Origin of the sequence: Hyphomicrobium sp. NDB2Meth4, assembly GCF_900117445.1 — a bacterium.
GTDB lineage: Bacteria > Pseudomonadota > Alphaproteobacteria > Rhizobiales > Hyphomicrobiaceae > Hyphomicrobium_A.
Genome location: NZ_FPEJ01000003.1, coordinates 503,002 through 519,511, shown reverse-complemented (window position 1 = coordinate 519,511; position 16,510 = coordinate 503,002). Strand labels below are relative to the sequence as shown.

General features: G+C 62.9%; 18 protein-coding genes and 1 tRNA gene. 15 read left to right on the top strand and 4 right to left on the bottom strand.

Annotated elements, in window-relative coordinates; all coding sequences use genetic code 11:
- The first annotated feature begins 104 nt into the window (after window positions 1-104).
- Together NDB2M4_RS08590 and NDB2M4_RS08585 are read left to right on the top strand one after the other, a co-directional pair.
- Window positions 105-1,358, top strand: coding sequence for an ABC transporter substrate-binding protein (locus tag NDB2M4_RS08590; protein WP_072373109.1), 1,254 nt, complete (start codon window positions 105-107; stop codon window positions 1,356-1,358).
- A 15-nt stretch (window positions 1,359-1,373) separates the two neighbouring features.
- A complete protein-coding gene (locus NDB2M4_RS08585) occupies window positions 1,374-2,348 on the top strand; it encodes a PQQ-dependent catabolism-associated beta-propeller protein (RefSeq protein WP_072373106.1) in 975 nt (324 codons plus the stop codon).
- A 51-nt stretch (window positions 2,349-2,399) separates the two neighbouring features.
- Here the strand turns inward: NDB2M4_RS08585 and NDB2M4_RS08580 are convergent, their stop codons facing one another.
- Window positions 2,400-2,909: a DUF3617 domain-containing protein gene (locus tag NDB2M4_RS08580; protein WP_072373103.1), complete on the bottom strand. Its 510-nt coding sequence runs from the start codon at window positions 2,907-2,909 to the stop codon at window positions 2,400-2,402.
- 252 nt (window positions 2,910-3,161) lie between these two features.
- Here NDB2M4_RS08580 and NDB2M4_RS08575 point away from each other — a divergent pair, with 252 nt between their 5' ends.
- The 9 genes from NDB2M4_RS08575 (at window position 3,162) to NDB2M4_RS08540 (ending at window position 9,531) form a co-directional block, all read left to right on the top strand.
- Window positions 3,162-3,341 (top strand): hypothetical protein, encoded by a 180-nt coding sequence (locus tag NDB2M4_RS08575; protein ID WP_072373100.1) that lies wholly within the window; start codon window positions 3,162-3,164, stop codon window positions 3,339-3,341.
- A 294-nt stretch (window positions 3,342-3,635) separates the two neighbouring features.
- Window positions 3,636-4,061 carry a winged helix-turn-helix domain-containing protein gene (locus NDB2M4_RS08570; RefSeq protein WP_244536094.1) on the top strand — a complete coding sequence of 142 codons (426 nt, stop codon included), beginning with the start codon at window positions 3,636-3,638 and terminating at the stop codon, window positions 4,059-4,061.
- A 200-nt stretch (window positions 4,062-4,261) separates the two neighbouring features.
- Window positions 4,262-5,554 carry a UDP-N-acetylglucosamine 1-carboxyvinyltransferase gene (murA, locus tag NDB2M4_RS08565; RefSeq protein WP_072373097.1) on the top strand — a complete coding sequence of 431 codons (1,293 nt, stop codon included), beginning with the start codon at window positions 4,262-4,264 and terminating at the stop codon, window positions 5,552-5,554.
- Between the two features lie 332 nt (window positions 5,555-5,886).
- Window positions 5,887-6,147, top strand: coding sequence for a hypothetical protein (locus tag NDB2M4_RS08560; protein ID WP_072373094.1), 261 nt, complete (start codon window positions 5,887-5,889; stop codon window positions 6,145-6,147).
- Between the two features lie 216 nt (window positions 6,148-6,363).
- Complete coding sequence (locus NDB2M4_RS20190) at window positions 6,364-6,504, top strand: hypothetical protein (RefSeq protein ID WP_171988057.1); 141 nt, start codon at window positions 6,364-6,366, stop codon at window positions 6,502-6,504.
- A 216-nt stretch (window positions 6,505-6,720) separates the two neighbouring features.
- Window positions 6,721-7,155, top strand: coding sequence for a DUF2948 family protein (locus NDB2M4_RS08555; RefSeq protein WP_072373092.1), 435 nt, complete (start codon window positions 6,721-6,723; stop codon window positions 7,153-7,155).
- A gap of 44 nt (window positions 7,156-7,199) precedes the next feature.
- Complete coding sequence (gene hisD / locus NDB2M4_RS08550; protein ID WP_072373089.1) at window positions 7,200-8,504, top strand: histidinol dehydrogenase; 1,305 nt, start codon at window positions 7,200-7,202, stop codon at window positions 8,502-8,504.
- 30 nt (window positions 8,505-8,534) lie between these two features.
- Complete coding sequence (locus NDB2M4_RS08545) at window positions 8,535-9,005, top strand: UPF0262 family protein (RefSeq protein WP_244536092.1); 471 nt, start codon at window positions 8,535-8,537, stop codon at window positions 9,003-9,005.
- Between the two features lie 4 nt (window positions 9,006-9,009).
- Window positions 9,010-9,531 (top strand): arsenate reductase ArsC, encoded by a 522-nt coding sequence (locus NDB2M4_RS08540; RefSeq protein ID WP_083556048.1) that lies wholly within the window; start codon window positions 9,010-9,012, stop codon window positions 9,529-9,531.
- On the opposite strand, the gene NDB2M4_RS08535 is transcribed toward NDB2M4_RS08540, so the two are convergent.
- Window positions 9,491-10,846 (bottom strand): adenylate/guanylate cyclase domain-containing protein, encoded by a 1,356-nt coding sequence (locus tag NDB2M4_RS08535; protein WP_244536091.1) that lies wholly within the window; start codon window positions 10,844-10,846, stop codon window positions 9,491-9,493. The genes NDB2M4_RS08540 and NDB2M4_RS08535 overlap by 41 nt on opposite strands.
- A gap of 86 nt (window positions 10,847-10,932) precedes the next feature.
- The gene (locus NDB2M4_RS08530) at window positions 10,933-11,631 is read right to left on the bottom strand and encodes a Crp/Fnr family transcriptional regulator (protein WP_072373080.1); all 699 of its coding nucleotides are present in this window, start codon (window positions 11,629-11,631) and stop codon (window positions 10,933-10,935) included.
- 240 nt (window positions 11,632-11,871) lie between these two features.
- On the opposite strand from NDB2M4_RS08530, the gene NDB2M4_RS08525 reads away from it, so the two are divergent.
- The 4 genes from NDB2M4_RS08525 (at window position 11,872) to NDB2M4_RS19940 (ending at window position 14,065) form a co-directional block, all read left to right on the top strand.
- On the top strand, window positions 11,872-12,615 hold the full coding sequence (locus NDB2M4_RS08525; RefSeq protein WP_072373077.1) for a Maf-like protein: 744 nt from the start codon (window positions 11,872-11,874) through the stop codon (window positions 12,613-12,615).
- 24 nt (window positions 12,616-12,639) lie between these two features.
- A complete protein-coding gene (gene yacG / locus NDB2M4_RS08520) occupies window positions 12,640-12,879 on the top strand; it encodes a DNA gyrase inhibitor YacG (protein WP_072373074.1) in 240 nt (79 codons plus the stop codon).
- Window positions 12,880-12,999: 120 nt separating this feature from the next.
- Window positions 13,000-13,075: transfer RNA gene (locus NDB2M4_RS08515), tRNA-Phe, on the top strand.
- 675 nt (window positions 13,076-13,750) lie between these two features.
- Window positions 13,751-14,065 carry a hypothetical protein gene (locus tag NDB2M4_RS19940; protein WP_139247150.1) on the top strand — a complete coding sequence of 105 codons (315 nt, stop codon included), beginning with the start codon at window positions 13,751-13,753 and terminating at the stop codon, window positions 14,063-14,065.
- Between the two features lie 382 nt (window positions 14,066-14,447).
- On the opposite strand, the gene NDB2M4_RS08505 is transcribed toward NDB2M4_RS19940, so the two are convergent.
- Window positions 14,448-16,259 carry an amidohydrolase gene (locus NDB2M4_RS08505; protein WP_072373069.1) on the bottom strand — a complete coding sequence of 604 codons (1,812 nt, stop codon included), beginning with the start codon at window positions 16,257-16,259 and terminating at the stop codon, window positions 14,448-14,450.
- Between the last annotated feature and the right edge of the window lie 251 nt (window positions 16,260-16,510).

Sequence of the window (16,510 nt, the reverse complement as noted above, 5' to 3'; positions counted from 1 at the left end):
CGCTGCGCAGGTCCGCCTTCTTGCGCGGGCCTGCGCGCGAACCTGTGATTTGACCCGTCGGCGCGGGGATGGCTTACAGGGGTTATGAGAGGTTATAACATATCATGAAAATGCCTCCCTCGACCCTCTACCGATTGCTGTGCGGATGTCTCGTTGCCATGGCGTTGTGCATCGGCTCGGACCTGCGCCTCGCGAAGGCCGAGCTGAAAGCTGGCGAGCAAACGCCGGCTTTGACGACGACGATCGTCTATCTGACGAAGGATTATCAGGAGCCACCTCCGCTCTCGCTGGTCGATAAGGAGGTCAAGGACAAGGGCATCCAGGGCGCGCGTATTGCGCTCGATGAGGACAATCGCACGGGGCGGCTGCTCGGCCAGCACTATGACCTCATGGAGGTTCTGCTCGGCAAGGATGCGAGCCCGGTCGAGAAGGCGAAGGAGCTTCTTGCCGCGGGGCAACGGATCATCGTTGCCGATCTGGAGAGCGCCGATCTTCTGGCCGTTGCCGATCTGCCGGAAGCGAGCAACGCGCTGATCTTCGATGTGCGCACAAGCGATGACGTGCTGCGGCAGGAGCAGTGCCGTGCGAACATTTTTCACGTCCCGCCGAACTGGGCGATGCGCGCCGACGCGCTGGCGCAATACCTGATGTGGAAGAAGTGGCGGCATTGGGTGCTGATCGTCGGCAAGTCGCCGGCGGATGAGGGATATGCCGCTGCGATACGCCGGGCGGCGAAGCGGTTCGGCGCCAAGATCGTGGCCGAGCGTCCATACGTGTTCGAAGCCGGCTCGCGACGCACCGATACGGGGCATCAGCAGATTCAAACGCAGATGCCGATGCTGACTCAGGGCGTCCCGGATCATGACGTCATCATCGTCGCGGACGAGTCGGATGTCTTCGGCGATTATCTGCTGTTCCGTACGGCGGAGCCGCGGCCGGTTGCCGGCACGCACGGCCTTGTTGCAGTCGCGTGGCACCGCGCGTTCGAGGAGTACGCGGGAACGCAAATGCAGAACCGCTTCGAACGCAAGGCAGGCCGCATCATGACGGAGCGTGACTATACGGCGTGGCTTGCGGTGCGCATCGTCGGCGAAGCGGTGACGCGCACCGGTAAAAATTCGCCCGACGTGCTGCGCGACTACATCCTGTCGGAAAAGTTCGAGGTGGCCGGCTTCAAGGGCCAGGGCATGAACTTCCGTTCCTGGGACCTGCAATTGCGGCAGCCGCTCTTGATCGCCGGGCCGCGGGCGCTGGTGTCGATCTCGCCGCAGGAGGGCTTCCTGCATCCGAAGTATCTGACCGATACGCTGGGCTTCGATCAGCCTGAAACGAAGTGCCGGTTAACGGCCAAGCACTGACAGGGGAGGAGTATCATGCGCAGGCTTCTCGTGACGCTCGTTCTGCCGTGCGCGCTTTGTGCGCCGGCGATGGCGGACACCATCTTCATCAGCAACGAGAAGGACAACACTGTCACCGTTCTCGACAGCGACAGCCTCAAGGTGGTGAAGACGATTCCGACCGGCAAGAGGCCGCGTGGCATCGCCATTACGCCAGACTTCAAGGAAGTGCTGGTTTGCGCTGGCGATGACGACCGGCTCGACGTGATCGACACGACGACGCTGGAAGTGGTGCGCACGATGGATACGGGCCCCGATCCGGAATTGCTCGACGTCGACCACAAGGGCGAGCGGATATACGTCGCCAACGAAGATGATGGCTACGTCACGGTGCTCGAGCGTGCGACCGGCAAGGTGCTGGCGGAAATCGAGGTTGGCGTCGAGCCGGAAGGCATGTCGGTTTCCCCGGACGACAAGCTCGTTGCGGCAACGTCCGAAGCGACGAGCATGGCGCACATCATCGATACGACGAACTTCGAGGTGAAGGCGAACATCCTCGTCGACACGCGGCCGCGCGTTGCCATGTTCACGCATGACGGCAAGCATGTCTGGGTGTCGGCGGAGATCGGCGGCACGGTGGCGGTGATCGATGCGGACACGTTCAAGATCGTCAAGAAACTGCACTTCGAGATCCCAGGCGTGCGACCAGAGCTGATCCAGCCGATGGGCATCATATTTTCTAAAGACGGCAAGCGGGCTTTCGTCGCCATCGGGCGCGCGAACCGCATCGCGGTGATCGACACGTCAACGTACGAGACGACGGGCTACATCCTAACCGGGCAGCGGCCGTGGCACATGGCGTTGTCGCCGGACGGAAAGAAGCTCTATTCGGCGAACGGGCTCACCAACGACCTGACAGTGATCGACATCGAGACGCTGAAGGCGGAGAAGTCGGTGCCGGTGGGCCGGCTGCCGTGGGGCGTCGTGGTCAAGCCCGCTTCGGCTGGCTAAAAAAAAGGAGCGGCGCTCAAGGCCGCTCCGATCCGTCTGCTGTGGCTTCGCTTACTGCACCATCAGCTTGGTGCCATCGGTGCCCATGGCCTCGCCGGCCTTTAGCTCGCCGCAGGACTCACCAAGGTACTTTCCCTTCTGCTCGATCAGGCGCTTGATCGAAATAGACTGGGCTTGGTGAATGCCCGACGTCGTCGAGTCGATCTTGACGTCGAAGGCGTTCTGAAAGTCGCCGCTCATCTCGGTGCGGCTGTCCACGTCGCGACCGTTCATTTTGCAGGTCGCGTCGATCACGACTTTGTCGCCGTCTTTCTTGATCTCGTACTTGGAGCAATGCTGGGCGTGCTCGGCGCTGCTGGCTGCTGCGGTGTTGCGTTCCATGTCGGCGTCGATGCAGATCGTCAGCGTCTGTTCGTGCTTCTTGCCGCCCTCTTCCATGACGGTGACCTGCTCCCACTTGCCGGCCTTGCGCAGCGGCAAGCTGACATCTGCCGCCATCGCCGAGGCGGTGGTCACGCCAAGGCAGACGGTCGACGCGAGAATTACAGCGGTACGCTTCATCGTTTCCCCTCACTGTTATGTTGTTGCGGTCATATTCAATGGGTGGGAACTCATGGCAAGCCACGTTGGCTCGCGTGCCGCGGTGCTCACGCGATGTTGATGTGTTGATCCGCTAAGTCTTTGTTGAGGCGGGAATTTATCGGATCGGCGGCGGGAAAAACGCCCGCTCCTTGTTGAAGGGGTCACGCCCGGGCGATATCGTCGATACAGCGATTGCGAGGCTCGAGGCGGAGAGGGGAGCGCCGACACATCATGACCGACGGGGAGCGCAAGAAGGGCGGCGGCAACAATCGCGCTGCGCGTCTGGAAGCTGAGCTGCGGGCGAACCTCAAGAAGCGCAAAGAGCAGGCGCGTGCACGATCGCGAACGACGCAGGCCGGAAAATCAGAGTGCGGTGTCGGCGGCACTGCTGCAAATGAGAGCACGGAATAGGCCCGGCTGCTCGACGGCGTGGATGGCAACTTTGATGCACCTCGGCAGGCCGCTGATTTGCATCACGAGTGGGCTCTCGGAGAATCGGACGCTATTGCGCACAACCATCGCGATCTTCGGCCCCGAAGTGATGGATGGTTTTCAGTGTAGAGCGCAGTGACGCAAGTCAGAAACCGCGGAGGTTTGTGCGCTGTATACTGGAGAATACACCGTACGGAAAAATTCACATCTCGTGCGTCAAGTCGTGTTCGGACAGGGCCACTGCTATAGTGCCGTGGGCGAGAGGAGGCACACTTGAGCGAAGCGTCCAAAAAGACCAAGCGAGTGACCCCGCGCACGGCTGTGAAAGCCATCCCGAAGGCGAAGCGGAAGTCAGAGCGAGCATTTCCGCGCGTACGCATTCTTATCGGCGATGGCATGGTGCTCGGGCCCGGCAAGGTGGACCTTCTCGAGGCGATCGGGCGGACGGGCTCGATCTCGGCTGCGGGGCGGGAACTGGGCATGTCCTATCGCCGCGCCTGGCTGCTCGTTGACGCTCTCAACCATATGTTCCCCGATCAACTCGTCAGCGCGGCTCCCGGAGGCGCGAAGGGTGGGGGAGCCAAGCTCACCGACTACGGCCGGGGGGTGGCAGCGGCGTATAGGCGCGTCGAGGCCAAGGCGCGGGTGGCGATGCGCGAAGAGCTCGCCCCTTTCAACGTGAAGGTCGATCAGGACTGAGCCAAAAGAATGCCGCGCTCTGCCCTTACTTGAGGCTCGCGCGAAGGCATTAACCGTGCGAACAGGTGCACGCGGTAAGGTCGCGGGCTGCGGCCCGCCAGCCGGCGAGTATTTGCGTCACACTTGCTGGCAGAGGCGCGAAGCGCTTAATCATTCATTTGAGGTTGCCGGTACCATCCGGCGCATGAGGGGCACATCGAATGGATCGCATCAGGATCGTCGGCGGCGAGAAGCTCAACGGCAGCATTCCGATTTCAGGCGCCAAGAACGCCGCTCTGCCGCTGATGATCGCCAGCTTGCTGACGCCCGATCGCCTGACGCTGAAGAACGTTCCCAATCTGGCTGACGTCAACCTGTTGGCGCGCATCCTGCGCAATCACGGTGTCGACCTCGCCGTGGACGGAAAGCGTCCGGGCCCGGCTCAGCACATCGGTGAGACGTTCCACCTTTCTGCGCGGGATATCGTCGATACGGTCGCCCCCTACGAGATGGTGAGCCGCATGCGCGCCAGCTTCTGGGTGCTGGGGCCGCTGCTTGCCCGCTGCGGGCAGGCGAAGGTGTCGTTGCCTGGCGGCTGCGCGATCGGCACGCGCCCGGTGGACCTGCATCTCATGGGCCTCAAGGAGCTCGGGGCGGAGATCGAAATTGAGGCCGGCTACGTGCTTGCAAAGGCCAAGGGCGGCGGGTTGCGCGGTGGCCGCGTGGTGTTCCCGAAGGTTTCGGTCGGTGCCACGCACAACGTGCTGCTGGCGTCGGCGCTGGCGCGCGGCGAGACGGTGATCGAGAACGCGGCGCGCGAGCCTGAGATCGGCGACGTTGCCGAGTGCCTCGTCAAAATGGGCGCGAAGATCGAAGGCATCGGCACGTCGACGCTGCACATTCAAGGCGCGGATCGTCTCGAAGGCGCGGTGCATTCTGTACTGGCCGACCGCATCGAGACGGGCACGTTCGCCATGGCCGTGGCGGCGACGGGCGGTGACGTGACGCTGGAAGGCGCGCGTCCGGAGCTGCTGAAGACGGCGCTCGACACGCTCGCCAAGACAGGCGTCGAGATACTCACGACCAATAGCGGCATCCGCATCAAACGCAACGGGCACGGGATTGAGCCGGTGTCGGTTGAGACGCAGCCGTTCCCAGGCTTCCCCACCGACCTGCAGGCCCAGTTCATGGCGTTGATGACCATGTCGAAGGGTACCAGCGTCATTCGCGAGACGATCTTCGAGAACCGCTTCATGCATGTGCAGGAATTGGCGCGACTGGGCGCCGATATCCAGCTGCACGGTGATACGGCTACTGTGAAGGGCGTCAAAGGGCTCACAGGCGCGCCCGTAATGGCGACGGACCTGCGCGCATCGGTTTCGCTGGTCATCGCGGCGCTGATGGCCGACGGCGAGACGATGATCAATCGCGTCTATCATCTCGATCGCGGTTTCGAGCAGCTCGAGCAGAAGCTGTCGCGCTGCGGCGCGCAGATCGAAAGACTGACGGGCTGATCTAAAGGCTTTCTGACACGAGTGGAGAGAGGCTTGTCGTGCGGCGCTCGCCGAGCGAGCTGTTGGCCGCGCCACTTGGCGCGGGGCGCCTTGCGCCCTGGCCGCTTCGCGGCGTCGTCTTGGACGAGTGGCGCGCCAAGAGGTTCTCGGGCGGTCGGAGCGACGGTGCTGGGCGCCCTTGGCGCCTTGCCGCTTCGCGGCCGAGGGGGGCGGTTCGGGTTCTCTACCCGTTTGACAGCGGGTTCTCGTGCTGCGTAACGCGGGGAACAGCGGGGCTCAGCGCAGCCGCGTATCAACTCCATCAGGCAACAACGCATTGATGGAGTGCTCCGATGAAAATCTTTCTCACTGCCGCAATCGTCACGGCCCTCCTGACCTGGGCCGGCACTTCCGTCGTCTTCGCCAAGGGCGGCGGCAAGGAATTTTATTCGCAGGATTACCAGTTCAATCAGCCGATGAAGGGCTACGAGGGGCAGGCCGGTAACTACTACTGCTCCTACCAGCGGCTGCCGAACCGCGTGTGCACCACGGATGGTAGCGGCAACGAGCGCTGCCGCGTGAAGGGCTGGACGCTGCGCCAGTACTGCTACTGACAATCCCGTCGGCGCGTTGCGGGCATCTCAGCTCCATCCCGCTCATGCGCTTGCAAGGCGAGCCTCGGTTTCGACCGGGGCTCGTTCTTTTTGCGCTGCCGCTATTTCTCCCCGGTTTGGGCTTATTCGCGTGGTTGTTTCCGACGGAACGGCCGGCGGTGTTTCGTTCCCCTAGTCATAAGCCGGGACGGCGAAATGATTACGAGCGAAGACATAATGCAGACGCAAATTCTCAAGGTCGCCATGATGGCCGCATTGCTGGCCTGTGCGATCGGTATCGCGGCCTTTGCACGCGGCGCGTACGAGTTTTCTCTGCGCACAGCGGCTATCGATTCAGTCGGAGCAGCCACGCGCTGAGCACTATCGGGCTAGGCGCGGCAGGCGCATTGTCCCTCCCCTGAAGGCCGTTTTGGCGTGTCTGTTAGCCTGTCGGGCGCCTGCGCAACTCGTCTGTGGCCCCTGCGGCATTCCCTCTACCCGGACAGGCTGGTTGCGTGGCCGCGGCTCGGCCGCTATCAACGCCTTGAAAGTTCGTGGCCAAAAAGGCTCACCAGCGGCCCCAGGGACACCGACATGGAAGATCTGAAGCTGATCGCCCTCGATCCGGAGGACCTAAAGGTCCTGTCCTGCCACTTGCAGGATGCGGTGGTGCGCGTCGGCGATATGGCTTTCATCAAGTCGGAGATGCGGTTTGCGGCGATTGCCAATCGTTTCGACTGGGAGGGCGCGGCCAAGGCCGGGGTCAACCAGCGCCGGCGGACGGGACTGCGCTTCGAGCGGGTGAAGGCTGCGCGGGTGCAAGGCTTCGACCTCAAGCAGAAGGACCATGCCCTAGCACTCCTGGCGGTGACATTCGAAGCAGGCGATGAGCCCTCGGGCGCCGTGATACTGCACTTTGCCGGCGGCGCGGCGGTTCGGCTCGAGGTGGAGTGCATCGAGTCCGAGCTGCGCGATTTAGGGTCGGCGTGGATAACGAGCAGCAGGCCGGCACACGCCATCGACGAATAACTGGAATTTCTCAAGGAGACGGCCGCTGGCGGCCGATGATGACTATGCCCAAGCGGCTGCAAACGCGCGATCCCGGCTTCGAGGCGGCATTTGCCGCGTTTCTCGGTGAGAAGCGCGAGGCCTCGCAGGATGTCGGGGATGCCGTAGCGGGCATTCTTGCCGATGTGCGCGCGCGCGGCGATGAAGCCCTGATCGATCTGTCGAAGAAGTTCGACCGCGTGGATCTGGGCAAGATGGGTCTGCGTGTCAGCAAGGCCGAGGTGGAACAGGCGCGCGCGGCGTGCTCGCAGGAGACGCTCGATGCGCTGCAGGTGGCGGCGGATCGCATCGCCGAGCATCACGAGCGTCAGATGCCGATCAACGAGCGCTATACCGATGCGATCGGCGTCGAACTCGGCTGGCGCTGGACGGCGGTGGAGTCGGTCGGGCTCTATGTCCCGGGCGGTCTTGCCTCGTATCCCAGCTCCGTGCTGATGAATGCCATCCCGGCGAAGGTTGCTGGCGTGCCGCGCATCGTGATGGTGGTGCCATCGCCGAACGGCGAGCTGAACCCGCTCGTGCTGGCAGCGGCGGAGCTTGCCGGCATCGAAGAAATCTATCGTGTGGGTGGTGCGCAGGCCGTCGGCGCGCTCGCTTACGGCACTGAGACGATTGCCCCGGTGGTGAAGATCGTCGGGCCGGGCAATGCTTACGTGGCGGCTGCGAAGCGGCTGGTATTCGGCACGGTCGGTATCGACAGCATCGCCGGCCCGTCGGAAGTGCTGGTGATCGCCGACAAACACAACAATCCCGAATGGATTGCCGCTGATCTATTGGCGCAGGCCGAGCACGATACGGCAGCGCAATCGATCCTGATGACGGATGACGCCGAGTTCGGGCGTGCTGTCGAGGCGGCAGTGCAAAGGCAGTTGCAGACATTGCCGCGCGGGAACATCGCGGGTGAGAGCTGGAATGTGTACGGTGCCATCATCGAGCTTTCGTCGCTGGCGGAAGCGCCCGCGCTGGCAGACCGGATCGCGGCGGAGCATCTCGAAATCGCAACGCAGAACTCGGAAGACCTGAGCAACAAGATCCGCAACGCGGGTGCGATCTTCCTCGGATCGCGCACGCCGGAGATGATCGGCGACTATATCGCCGGGTCCAACCACGTGCTGCCGACTTCGCGCACGGCTCGGTTCTCGTCTGGTCTCGGCGTGCTCGACTTCATGAAGCGCACCTCGCTGTTGAGGCTCGACGCGAAGTCGCTTGCTGCGCTGGCGCCTGCCGCCATGGCTCTCGCCCGTGCAGAAGGACTTGAAGCCCACCGGCTTTCGGCCGACATTCGCCTTAATACGCCGCCTGGTCCCTAGATCATGAGTGAAGCCGAAGCCCCGGCTAAAATGTCGAAGTCTCGCCTCGTCGCGATCACGCTCGACGAAAAATCGACGGCTACCTCGAACTCGAACATCGAGCACGAGCGCGAGGTGGCGATCTTCGACATCCTGGAGGGCAACTCGTTTGCCATCGACGGTCGCGAGGACGGGCCATACAAGCTGAACCTCGGCTTGTCCGAGGACCGGCTTGTGCTGCAAGTGACCGATGAGGGGGATGCTCCGGTCGTCACGCATATGCTGTCGCTGACGCCGCTGAAGCGCATCATGAAGGACTACTTCATGATCTGCGAGAGCTACTACGAAGCGATCCGCACGTCGCCGCCCTCGCGCATCCAGGCCATCGACATGGGCCGGCGCGGGCTGCACGACGAAGGCAGCCGCACGCTGCTCGAGCGTCTGTCGGGGAAGATCACGGTCGATCTCGACACGGCTCGCCGCCTTTTCACTCTGATCTGCGCGCTGCACTGGAAGGGGTAGCGCCATGTCTCGCGACGTCGCGAGCGTCTCGGGCGGTGAGGTGCGGGAGACCCCGCCGGCCGGTGCGCCGCCACCTGTGGGTGAGCTACCGGGCGCCGTCCTCTTCGCCTGCACGCAAAATGCCGTCCGCTCGGTGATGGCGGCGGCGATCCTGCGTCACCTCGCCGGCAACAGAGCGTATGTGGCTTCGGCGGGCGTGCGCGCAGGGGAGACCGATCCGTTCGTGACCGCGGTGATGGACGAGATCGGCATCGATGTGTCGAAGCATACACCCAATACGTTGAAGGAGCTGCACGACACCTCGTTCGATCTGATCGTGACGCTGTCGCCGGAAGCGCATCACCAGGCGCTGGAGTTGACGCGGACGATGGCGGTGGATGTCGAATACTGGCCTACGCTCGATGCGACGGTGACCGCTGATCAGGGCAGCCGCGAGCAGGTGCTGGCGCAATACCGCGGCGTGCGCGATCAGTTGTTCGATCGCATCAGGAAGCGGTTCGGGTTTGACGGCGGCCCATCGGTGTGAACACCGGGCTCGATAGCGGATCATCCGGGCGGCGTTCGCCGACCAGGAACCAGGCTTCCTGAGAGCCGATGCCCTTGATGTCGATTGCCTCGCGCGCTTCGTAAATGAAGCCCTCGCCGAGTTTCGAACGGCACTGCGGGCAGATGAGGATGCGGCCGGGTATCGACTGGCCTTCGAGGCGGCTCGCCAGATTTACCGGGTCACCCCAGACGTCGTAGCTGAACTTCTTGGTGCCGATAACGCCGGCCATCACCGGCCCGGACGCCATGCCGATGCGCAGGGCGATGGGGAGGCCGTTCTCGGTGCGCAGGCGCTCGACGGTCGCCAGCATGTCGAGACCCATGCGGGCGAGACGCGGGGCGTGATCGGGGACGGGCTCGGGAAGCCCCGCCACGACCATATAGGCATCGCCGATGGTCTTGATCTTTTCGACGCCGTGATTGACCGCGAGGGCGTCGAACTCGGAGACGATGCGGCCGAGCATGTCGACGGTGGCGTGTGCGCCGAGGCTGCGGGCGATGGCGACGAAGCCGGAAATGTCGGCGAACATGACCGAGGCATCGTCGATGGAGTCGGCGATGACGGCGTTGGGAGTTGCCTTGAGGCGCTCAACGATGGAGTCAGGCAGCACGTTGCGCAGCACTGCGTCGGTCTCGGCCTTGGCCTGCTCGGCGAGACTGAAGGCGTAGTAGACCGAGGCGGCGATGAGCGCGAACGTGGTGATGGCGCCCTGCGTGTAAAGGGAATCCATAACCGCCTGCTGATCGGCGGTGACTGGGCCCGCGATGGGGAACGCGTACCAGACGTAGAGATGCAGCACGACGGCGAGGATGATGACGCCGGCGACCAGCCAGATGCGCTCGAGGCCGAAGATGACGAACGCGGCGGCCGCGGCGATGAGATATTGCAGGTGGCCGCCGCCTTCGCGGCTGAAAAAGGCGGCGAAACCGATGAGAGCTGCATATTCGACGGCGACGAGCAGAAGGCCGCCAGCGATGTCGTTGATGCGATGTGCGAAGGGCACCAGAAGCACGAGCGCGACGATCGCCAGATTGAGGTGCACCATCGGCGCGAAGCGGTCGTAATCGGTCAGCGCCTGCTGGATCGCGTAAAGCAGCGTCGTCGCCGCGATCAGGTAGCACATGACGTTTAGGATCTTGAGGCGCGGGCGGATGTTCGGTGGATGGCCCGCGGTGCCGGCGGCGGCGAGGCGGCGGCCGAAGAGGCGTAGCTGCTTGACGAATGCGTTGTCGAGAAGCGGGCGAAGCAGGCGCGCGAGAAACGCGCGAAGCGCCAATAGCGCGCTCAACGCCAAACGGCAAACGGCTCCCATTCGGGCGCACAGGCGTGCGAAGCCCGATGGGTGATCAGACCGATCTCGATCCGATGGGTGCGTCATTGCTATTCTGCGCCGGCTATCGCCTGCAGTTCCTCAAGATCGCAGATAATGCGCGATCCGTTGCGCTCGAGCGCGCCGCTCTGTTCGAGCATGGATAATGCGGTGTTCACCTTCGGCCGGCTTGCACCAATGAGAAGCGCCAGCTCGCTTTGCGACATGGGCAAATCGATGGTGACGCGGCCCTCTTCGAGGTCGGGTGCCTTGGTTCGCGCGGCGGCGAGGAAGAAACGCGCGAGACGGCCTTCGATCGGGTAGAGCGCGATGCCCTCCAGCTGCTGGTCGGCGTCGCGGATGCGCGCGCACAGAAACTTGACGGCGGCTTCGGCGACGGGCGGCTCCGTTTCCATCAGGCGCTTGAAAGCCGGCTTGGAAAGGCTGAGCGCGGACACCTTGCCGACGGCGGTTGCGTCGGCAGAGCGCGGCCCTCCATCCAGCATGGCGATCTCGCCGAAGATGGATCCGGGCTCGGCATGGGCGAACGAGAGTTCGCGGCCTTCCGCGGTCAGCACGGAGATGCGCACGCGGCCGGAGACGACGAGGTAAATTTCGCGGCCGGCGTCGCCTCTGGCGAATATCACCTGACCGGGGTCAAACGTGACCTCGCGCATCTCGTCGGCAATGGTGCGACGCTCTGCTTCGTCCAGCGAGCCGAAAAGCGGCGTGCGGCCGAGAAGTTCGACAATCGCAGACTTGGCAATCATGTTAGAAGCCCTTGTGGCCCCGTCGCCGGGCGATTTATCCAGGAATGGGCGACCTCTGGCAACGGCGGATTGGCCACTTGCTTTTCAGGCGCCGCCTTTGCAATGTCAGAGTGTCCCGTAGCAATGCGTCAGCAACTGAGATGCAGTTCATGGCTCCCATTTGGCAGAGCCGGGCATTGCCGCCAGTATCCATCGTAACAGCCCATCTTTTCCAGCCTTAATCCGCAAGGTGACGTCGCGATGATCGCCAAGGCCGCTTTCCTTACCGCGCTTAACCGGACCGATACGCCACGGCGGGAGACGCTGCGGCGGGAGCTGGCCCGGCAGAACGCCGGACAATCGGCCGATGCGGCGCGCCCGACGCTGGTGCTGGCCAGCGCCAGCCCGCGGCGGCTGATGCTGCTGGCACAGGTGGGGGTGGAGCCGGACGCGCTGCGGCCGTCGTCGATCGATGAATCGGCGCGCCGGGGCGAGATGCCTCGCGCCTATGCCGCACGCATTGCCCGCGCCAAGGCGGAGACGGCGCGCGACCAGATCGCCAACGACAAGGACATCGCCTCCGCCTACGTTCTGGCGGCGGATACCGTGGTGGCGGTGGGGCGGCGCATCCTGATGAAGCCGTCGAACATCGAAGAGGCGGCCAACTGCCTGCAGCTTCTGTCGGGGCGCGCGCATCGCGTGCTGACCAGCGTCTGCCTGATCACGCCGGATGACCGCGTGCGCCACAAGATCGTCGACACGCGCGTGCGCTTCAAACATCTGTCGCGCGAGGAGATCGAAGCCTACATCGCGTCGCGCGAATGGCGTGGCAAGGCGGGCGGCTATGCCATCCAGGGGCTGGCCGGTTCGTTCGTGCAGAAGATCGTCGGATCTTACACCAGCGTCGTCGGGCTGCCGCTGACCGAGGTTGTGACGATGCTGGCGGGCGAGGGCTTCCCGATCCATTTCGCATGGGTGCGCGCGGCGGAACTCGACCCGACCTGACCCTAAGTGGAGTGATGCGTTTCGATGGCGGGTGAGGATCCCAAACCGAAAGGCTATAGCCGCTGCCCGATCTGCGGCGAGCCCACCGACATGGCCTATCGCCCGTTCTGCTCGAAGCGCTGCCGCGACGTCGATCTGGCGCGCTGGCTGGGTGATGGCTATGCAATCGCGGGCGGGGCGGCCGATGCCGACGAGGATGGCGAGGACGCAGCCGCGGCGGGTGGGCGCGGGGGCGCCTCCGAGGGCGATGACGACCTGCCTTAGGCCTTGAAATCCCGGGCTGAAAGTCGCTTTGGAAAGAGCTGCGTTATGCGCTGGACAGGCGGCAGAGCGCTCACTATAACGGCCGGGCTCTGGGCTTGATGGTCCATCGTTCGGAGCGTTGCCCAGGTAGCTCAGTTGGTAGAGCACGTGACTGAAAATCACGGTGTCGGTGGTTCAATTCCGCCCCTGGGCACCACTTCCTTCCGATAACCATCAGTATTCTAGACGGTGGCAGGCTCAACTGTTCGAGGTTGAGAGCGACTGTATGTGGCCGAGAGGTTTATCTCGCTCGCGTGCAGCAAGGGGTGAGAGGCGGAGCCCGCCTACTGTGAATTTTCAAAATTGCGGGCAGAAAATCGTACGCAGCCATAGTTGAGCCTATATGGAATGCGCAATCTGTGTACGGATCGCCTTGGGGAAGACCTAGACAGGACTGACGCGGCCAATCGGAGCTAGAAGCGGGCGGCACGAGTTGCTCGCAGCCCATTGTGTTGTGCCTGGAGCGTCTCCCTGTGCGTTTGAAGATCGAGAAGCTTTCTCTTGAAATCTATGATCTGCGCTGGTGGCACATCGTGCTAGCGGCCGTTCTTGTCGTCGTCGTCAGATGGCTGGCCTAAGGCGAAGCACCGTGTCCGCCCTACCCAATGGATCGCATCAAGGTAGATTTGCCTCCGTAGGGACTCCCGCAGTGTCATCTGCTGTGGGGACAGATGAATAACATGCCCAGACGGCAGGACTACGACCTGAAGCGCGGGTGGGGGTAAGCTGTCCATCGGTAAAACCTCTCTAGAGCTAAGAGCCAATAGAGACAGAAAACAGAAGCTAACGGATTTTCGTGCTCAAATGATTTTTGTTCTAAGGGAATCTTCTCATGGCCACCGAAGAACTCTGGCAAGAAAAAGTCGGCTTTCTGCTATTGGGTTGGGCGCTGGGCACAATCAGCCCAATGATAGCTGATTTTATCACGAAGGGCCAAGCTCGACGGAAGTTGAAAACGGCGCTACGCACAGAGCTCGAGGAACTTCGGTATCGACTGGCAATCACTGTACACCAGGTGAATACCTCGCTTGGAACCATAAACAAAAGCACGCCTAGAGTGGTTTCAGCACATAGTTTCCAGATACGAGGGCGCGCAAAAAAGCGCAAAGCTCCCCGAAATTATGGCCAAGCTGTCGGCCCTGTCTGACACGGAGATTTCGACGCTCGCGCAACACGGAGCGGCGCCACCGGACGTGGGCCTATCAATGAAAACCAATGCGGCGCCACTACTGGAAGCTAGCCTAGAGCACATTTCGTCTTTCAACGTCGATTTGCAGGCACAGCTTCTGCAAGTTCGAGCATTCCTTTCTATGTTCAACGAGGAAGTGGAGCAATCCCGATTCTATTTTAAGCTCACATTCGATCCCGACATTACCGGAGAAGCGCGCATTAGAGTGGAGCAATGCCTGAGGGACAGCTACAAGAATGCGGCGTCAAGGGCTAGAGTCTTAACTGACCACATTGGCGCAATTAAATGGTAGTCGCGCGGACCACAAATGCGGTCCGGTCAGCCGGGTGCTGAGCCCGCCTCACCCGAAGATTTTTTCGCCGGCGACCCAGGTCTGAGAGACCTTGATGTCCATGATCGCGTCGGGTGCGACTTTGAACGGGTCCTGCTCGAGCAGAACCAGATCAGCTTCCTTTCCCGCTTCCAAGGTGCCGATGCGATCGCCCTGGCCGATCTGGATGGCGGCCTGCGAGGTGATGGCCTTGATCGCGTCCTCAACTGAGATGGCCTGGTCGGGGCCGACGACGGAGTTGTCGACGATGCAGCGGCGGGTGACGGCCGTCTGCACGAGACGCAGGGGCCCGAGCGGAGAGCATGGGCCATCGGTGTGCAGTGTGAACGGCAGCCCATCGGCGACGCAGGCGCCGGCCGGATCCATGAAGGCGGCGCGCTCGGGCCCGAAGAGCTGATCACGATAGGCGGCGCCGTAGAAGAACACGTGATTCATCAGGAACGTCGGCTCGACGCCGAGCGCCTTCATGCGCTTCAACTGATCGGGCCGCGCCATGGTCGAGTGCTCGATGCGGTTGAGGCCGGTGGGCGGATTGGCGCCGTAGGCCGCTTCGATGGCGTCGAGGGCATAGTCGATGGTGGCGTCGCCGTTGCAGTGGATCTGCACGGGCCAGCCTTCTGCCTTGATGGCCGCGACCATCTCCTTCAGCTTCTCGGGCGGATAGTTCGGCGCGCCCTTCTGGTCGGTGTTGAGATAGGGAAGAGTCTGCGCGCCGGTCTCGGTCTGGTTGGAGCCGTCGCCGATGATCTTGATGCCGAACAGCGAGAAGCGCGAGTTCGGGAATAGCGCGGCCTTGGCGCCGCGGCCGTACTGCTTGTAGGGGTCGGCGCCTTTCATCTCATCGTATTGCAGGCTGGCGCTGAGCCGGCCGGTGCCGGAAGCGGTGAGCTTGACGAGGCCTTCGATCCAGTCGGGCTGGATGGTGCCGGGCTCGTGCGTGGTGGTGTTGCCGAGCGCTGCGCTCATTTTGAAGTAGTCGGTGAGCGCTTTTTCGAAGATCGCCGGGGTGATCTTCGGCATGGCGTGCGTGACGAACTTCAGCATGGCGCTCTCTTCGTAGACGAGGCCATTGAATTTGCCGTCGGGGCCGCGGCCGAAGTGTCCGCCGCCGGGCAGCACGCCGACGTCGTCCGGAATCTGCGCGATCTTGAACGCGGCCGAGTTGGCGGCGCCGTCGTGCATGTTGATGTACCAGACGAAGATCGGCCGGTCCTTGGAGATGCCGTCGAGTTCGGCCATCGACAGGTCGCCGCCCTGAAGCAGATTGTCGAAGTCGTAGGCGAGGAGCCATTCGCCGGGTTTCAGCTTGGCGTCGAGTGCCTTGAGGCCAGCCATCAGATCGGCGCGCGTCGGATACTTCACGTAACCGACGTCGGCGAGCAGCTCTGCGAACAGCGCGACGAAGCAGGTGTGCTGGTGCGGGTCGATGAACCCGGGAAGAAGCGTGCGGCCGTCGAGATCGATGATCTTCGTGGCGCTGGTCTTGAGGCCGGCGATATCCGCCTCAGAGCCTAACGCGAGAATCTTGCTGCCGCGGACGGCCAATGCCTCGACGCGCTGCCGGCCAGTCGACGCGACTGGTATGATCGTCCCACCACGGAAGATGAAGTCGGCGCCGGCTTGTGCTTGCGCGCGCGCGTCGCGGGGATGGATGGCGAGACCCGTCGCGCTGGCGGCGGCTCCGGCGAGCGCCATGAAGTTGCGGCGCGAGGGAGAGGCTTGAAGCAGACCGGTGCCTGCGGCGCCGTTCGGGTGCGCTTTAGGCCAACCGGTGTAAAGGCTCTTGTGGGTGAAGAGGGTGCCTACGCAGAAACGGCACATGGGCTTTTCTCGCCTGGAATTGGTTTTGTTGGGGCGACACTGCGCCTGCGAGTATGAAAGTTCGGTTTCGGGGAGACACCCAGTTAGGTGTGCAAAGGCTGCATTCCGCCTCTTGGGGCGAATATGACCGGGAACCTGCACGCCGGGATGCGGGTTTAGTCTCCCGGCCAGCGGCGGCGCGGTTGCGGTTCTGGAATTGCAGGACCGGCGACATCGTCGCCGCTGGCCGTAGGCGGACATACAAAGCAGAT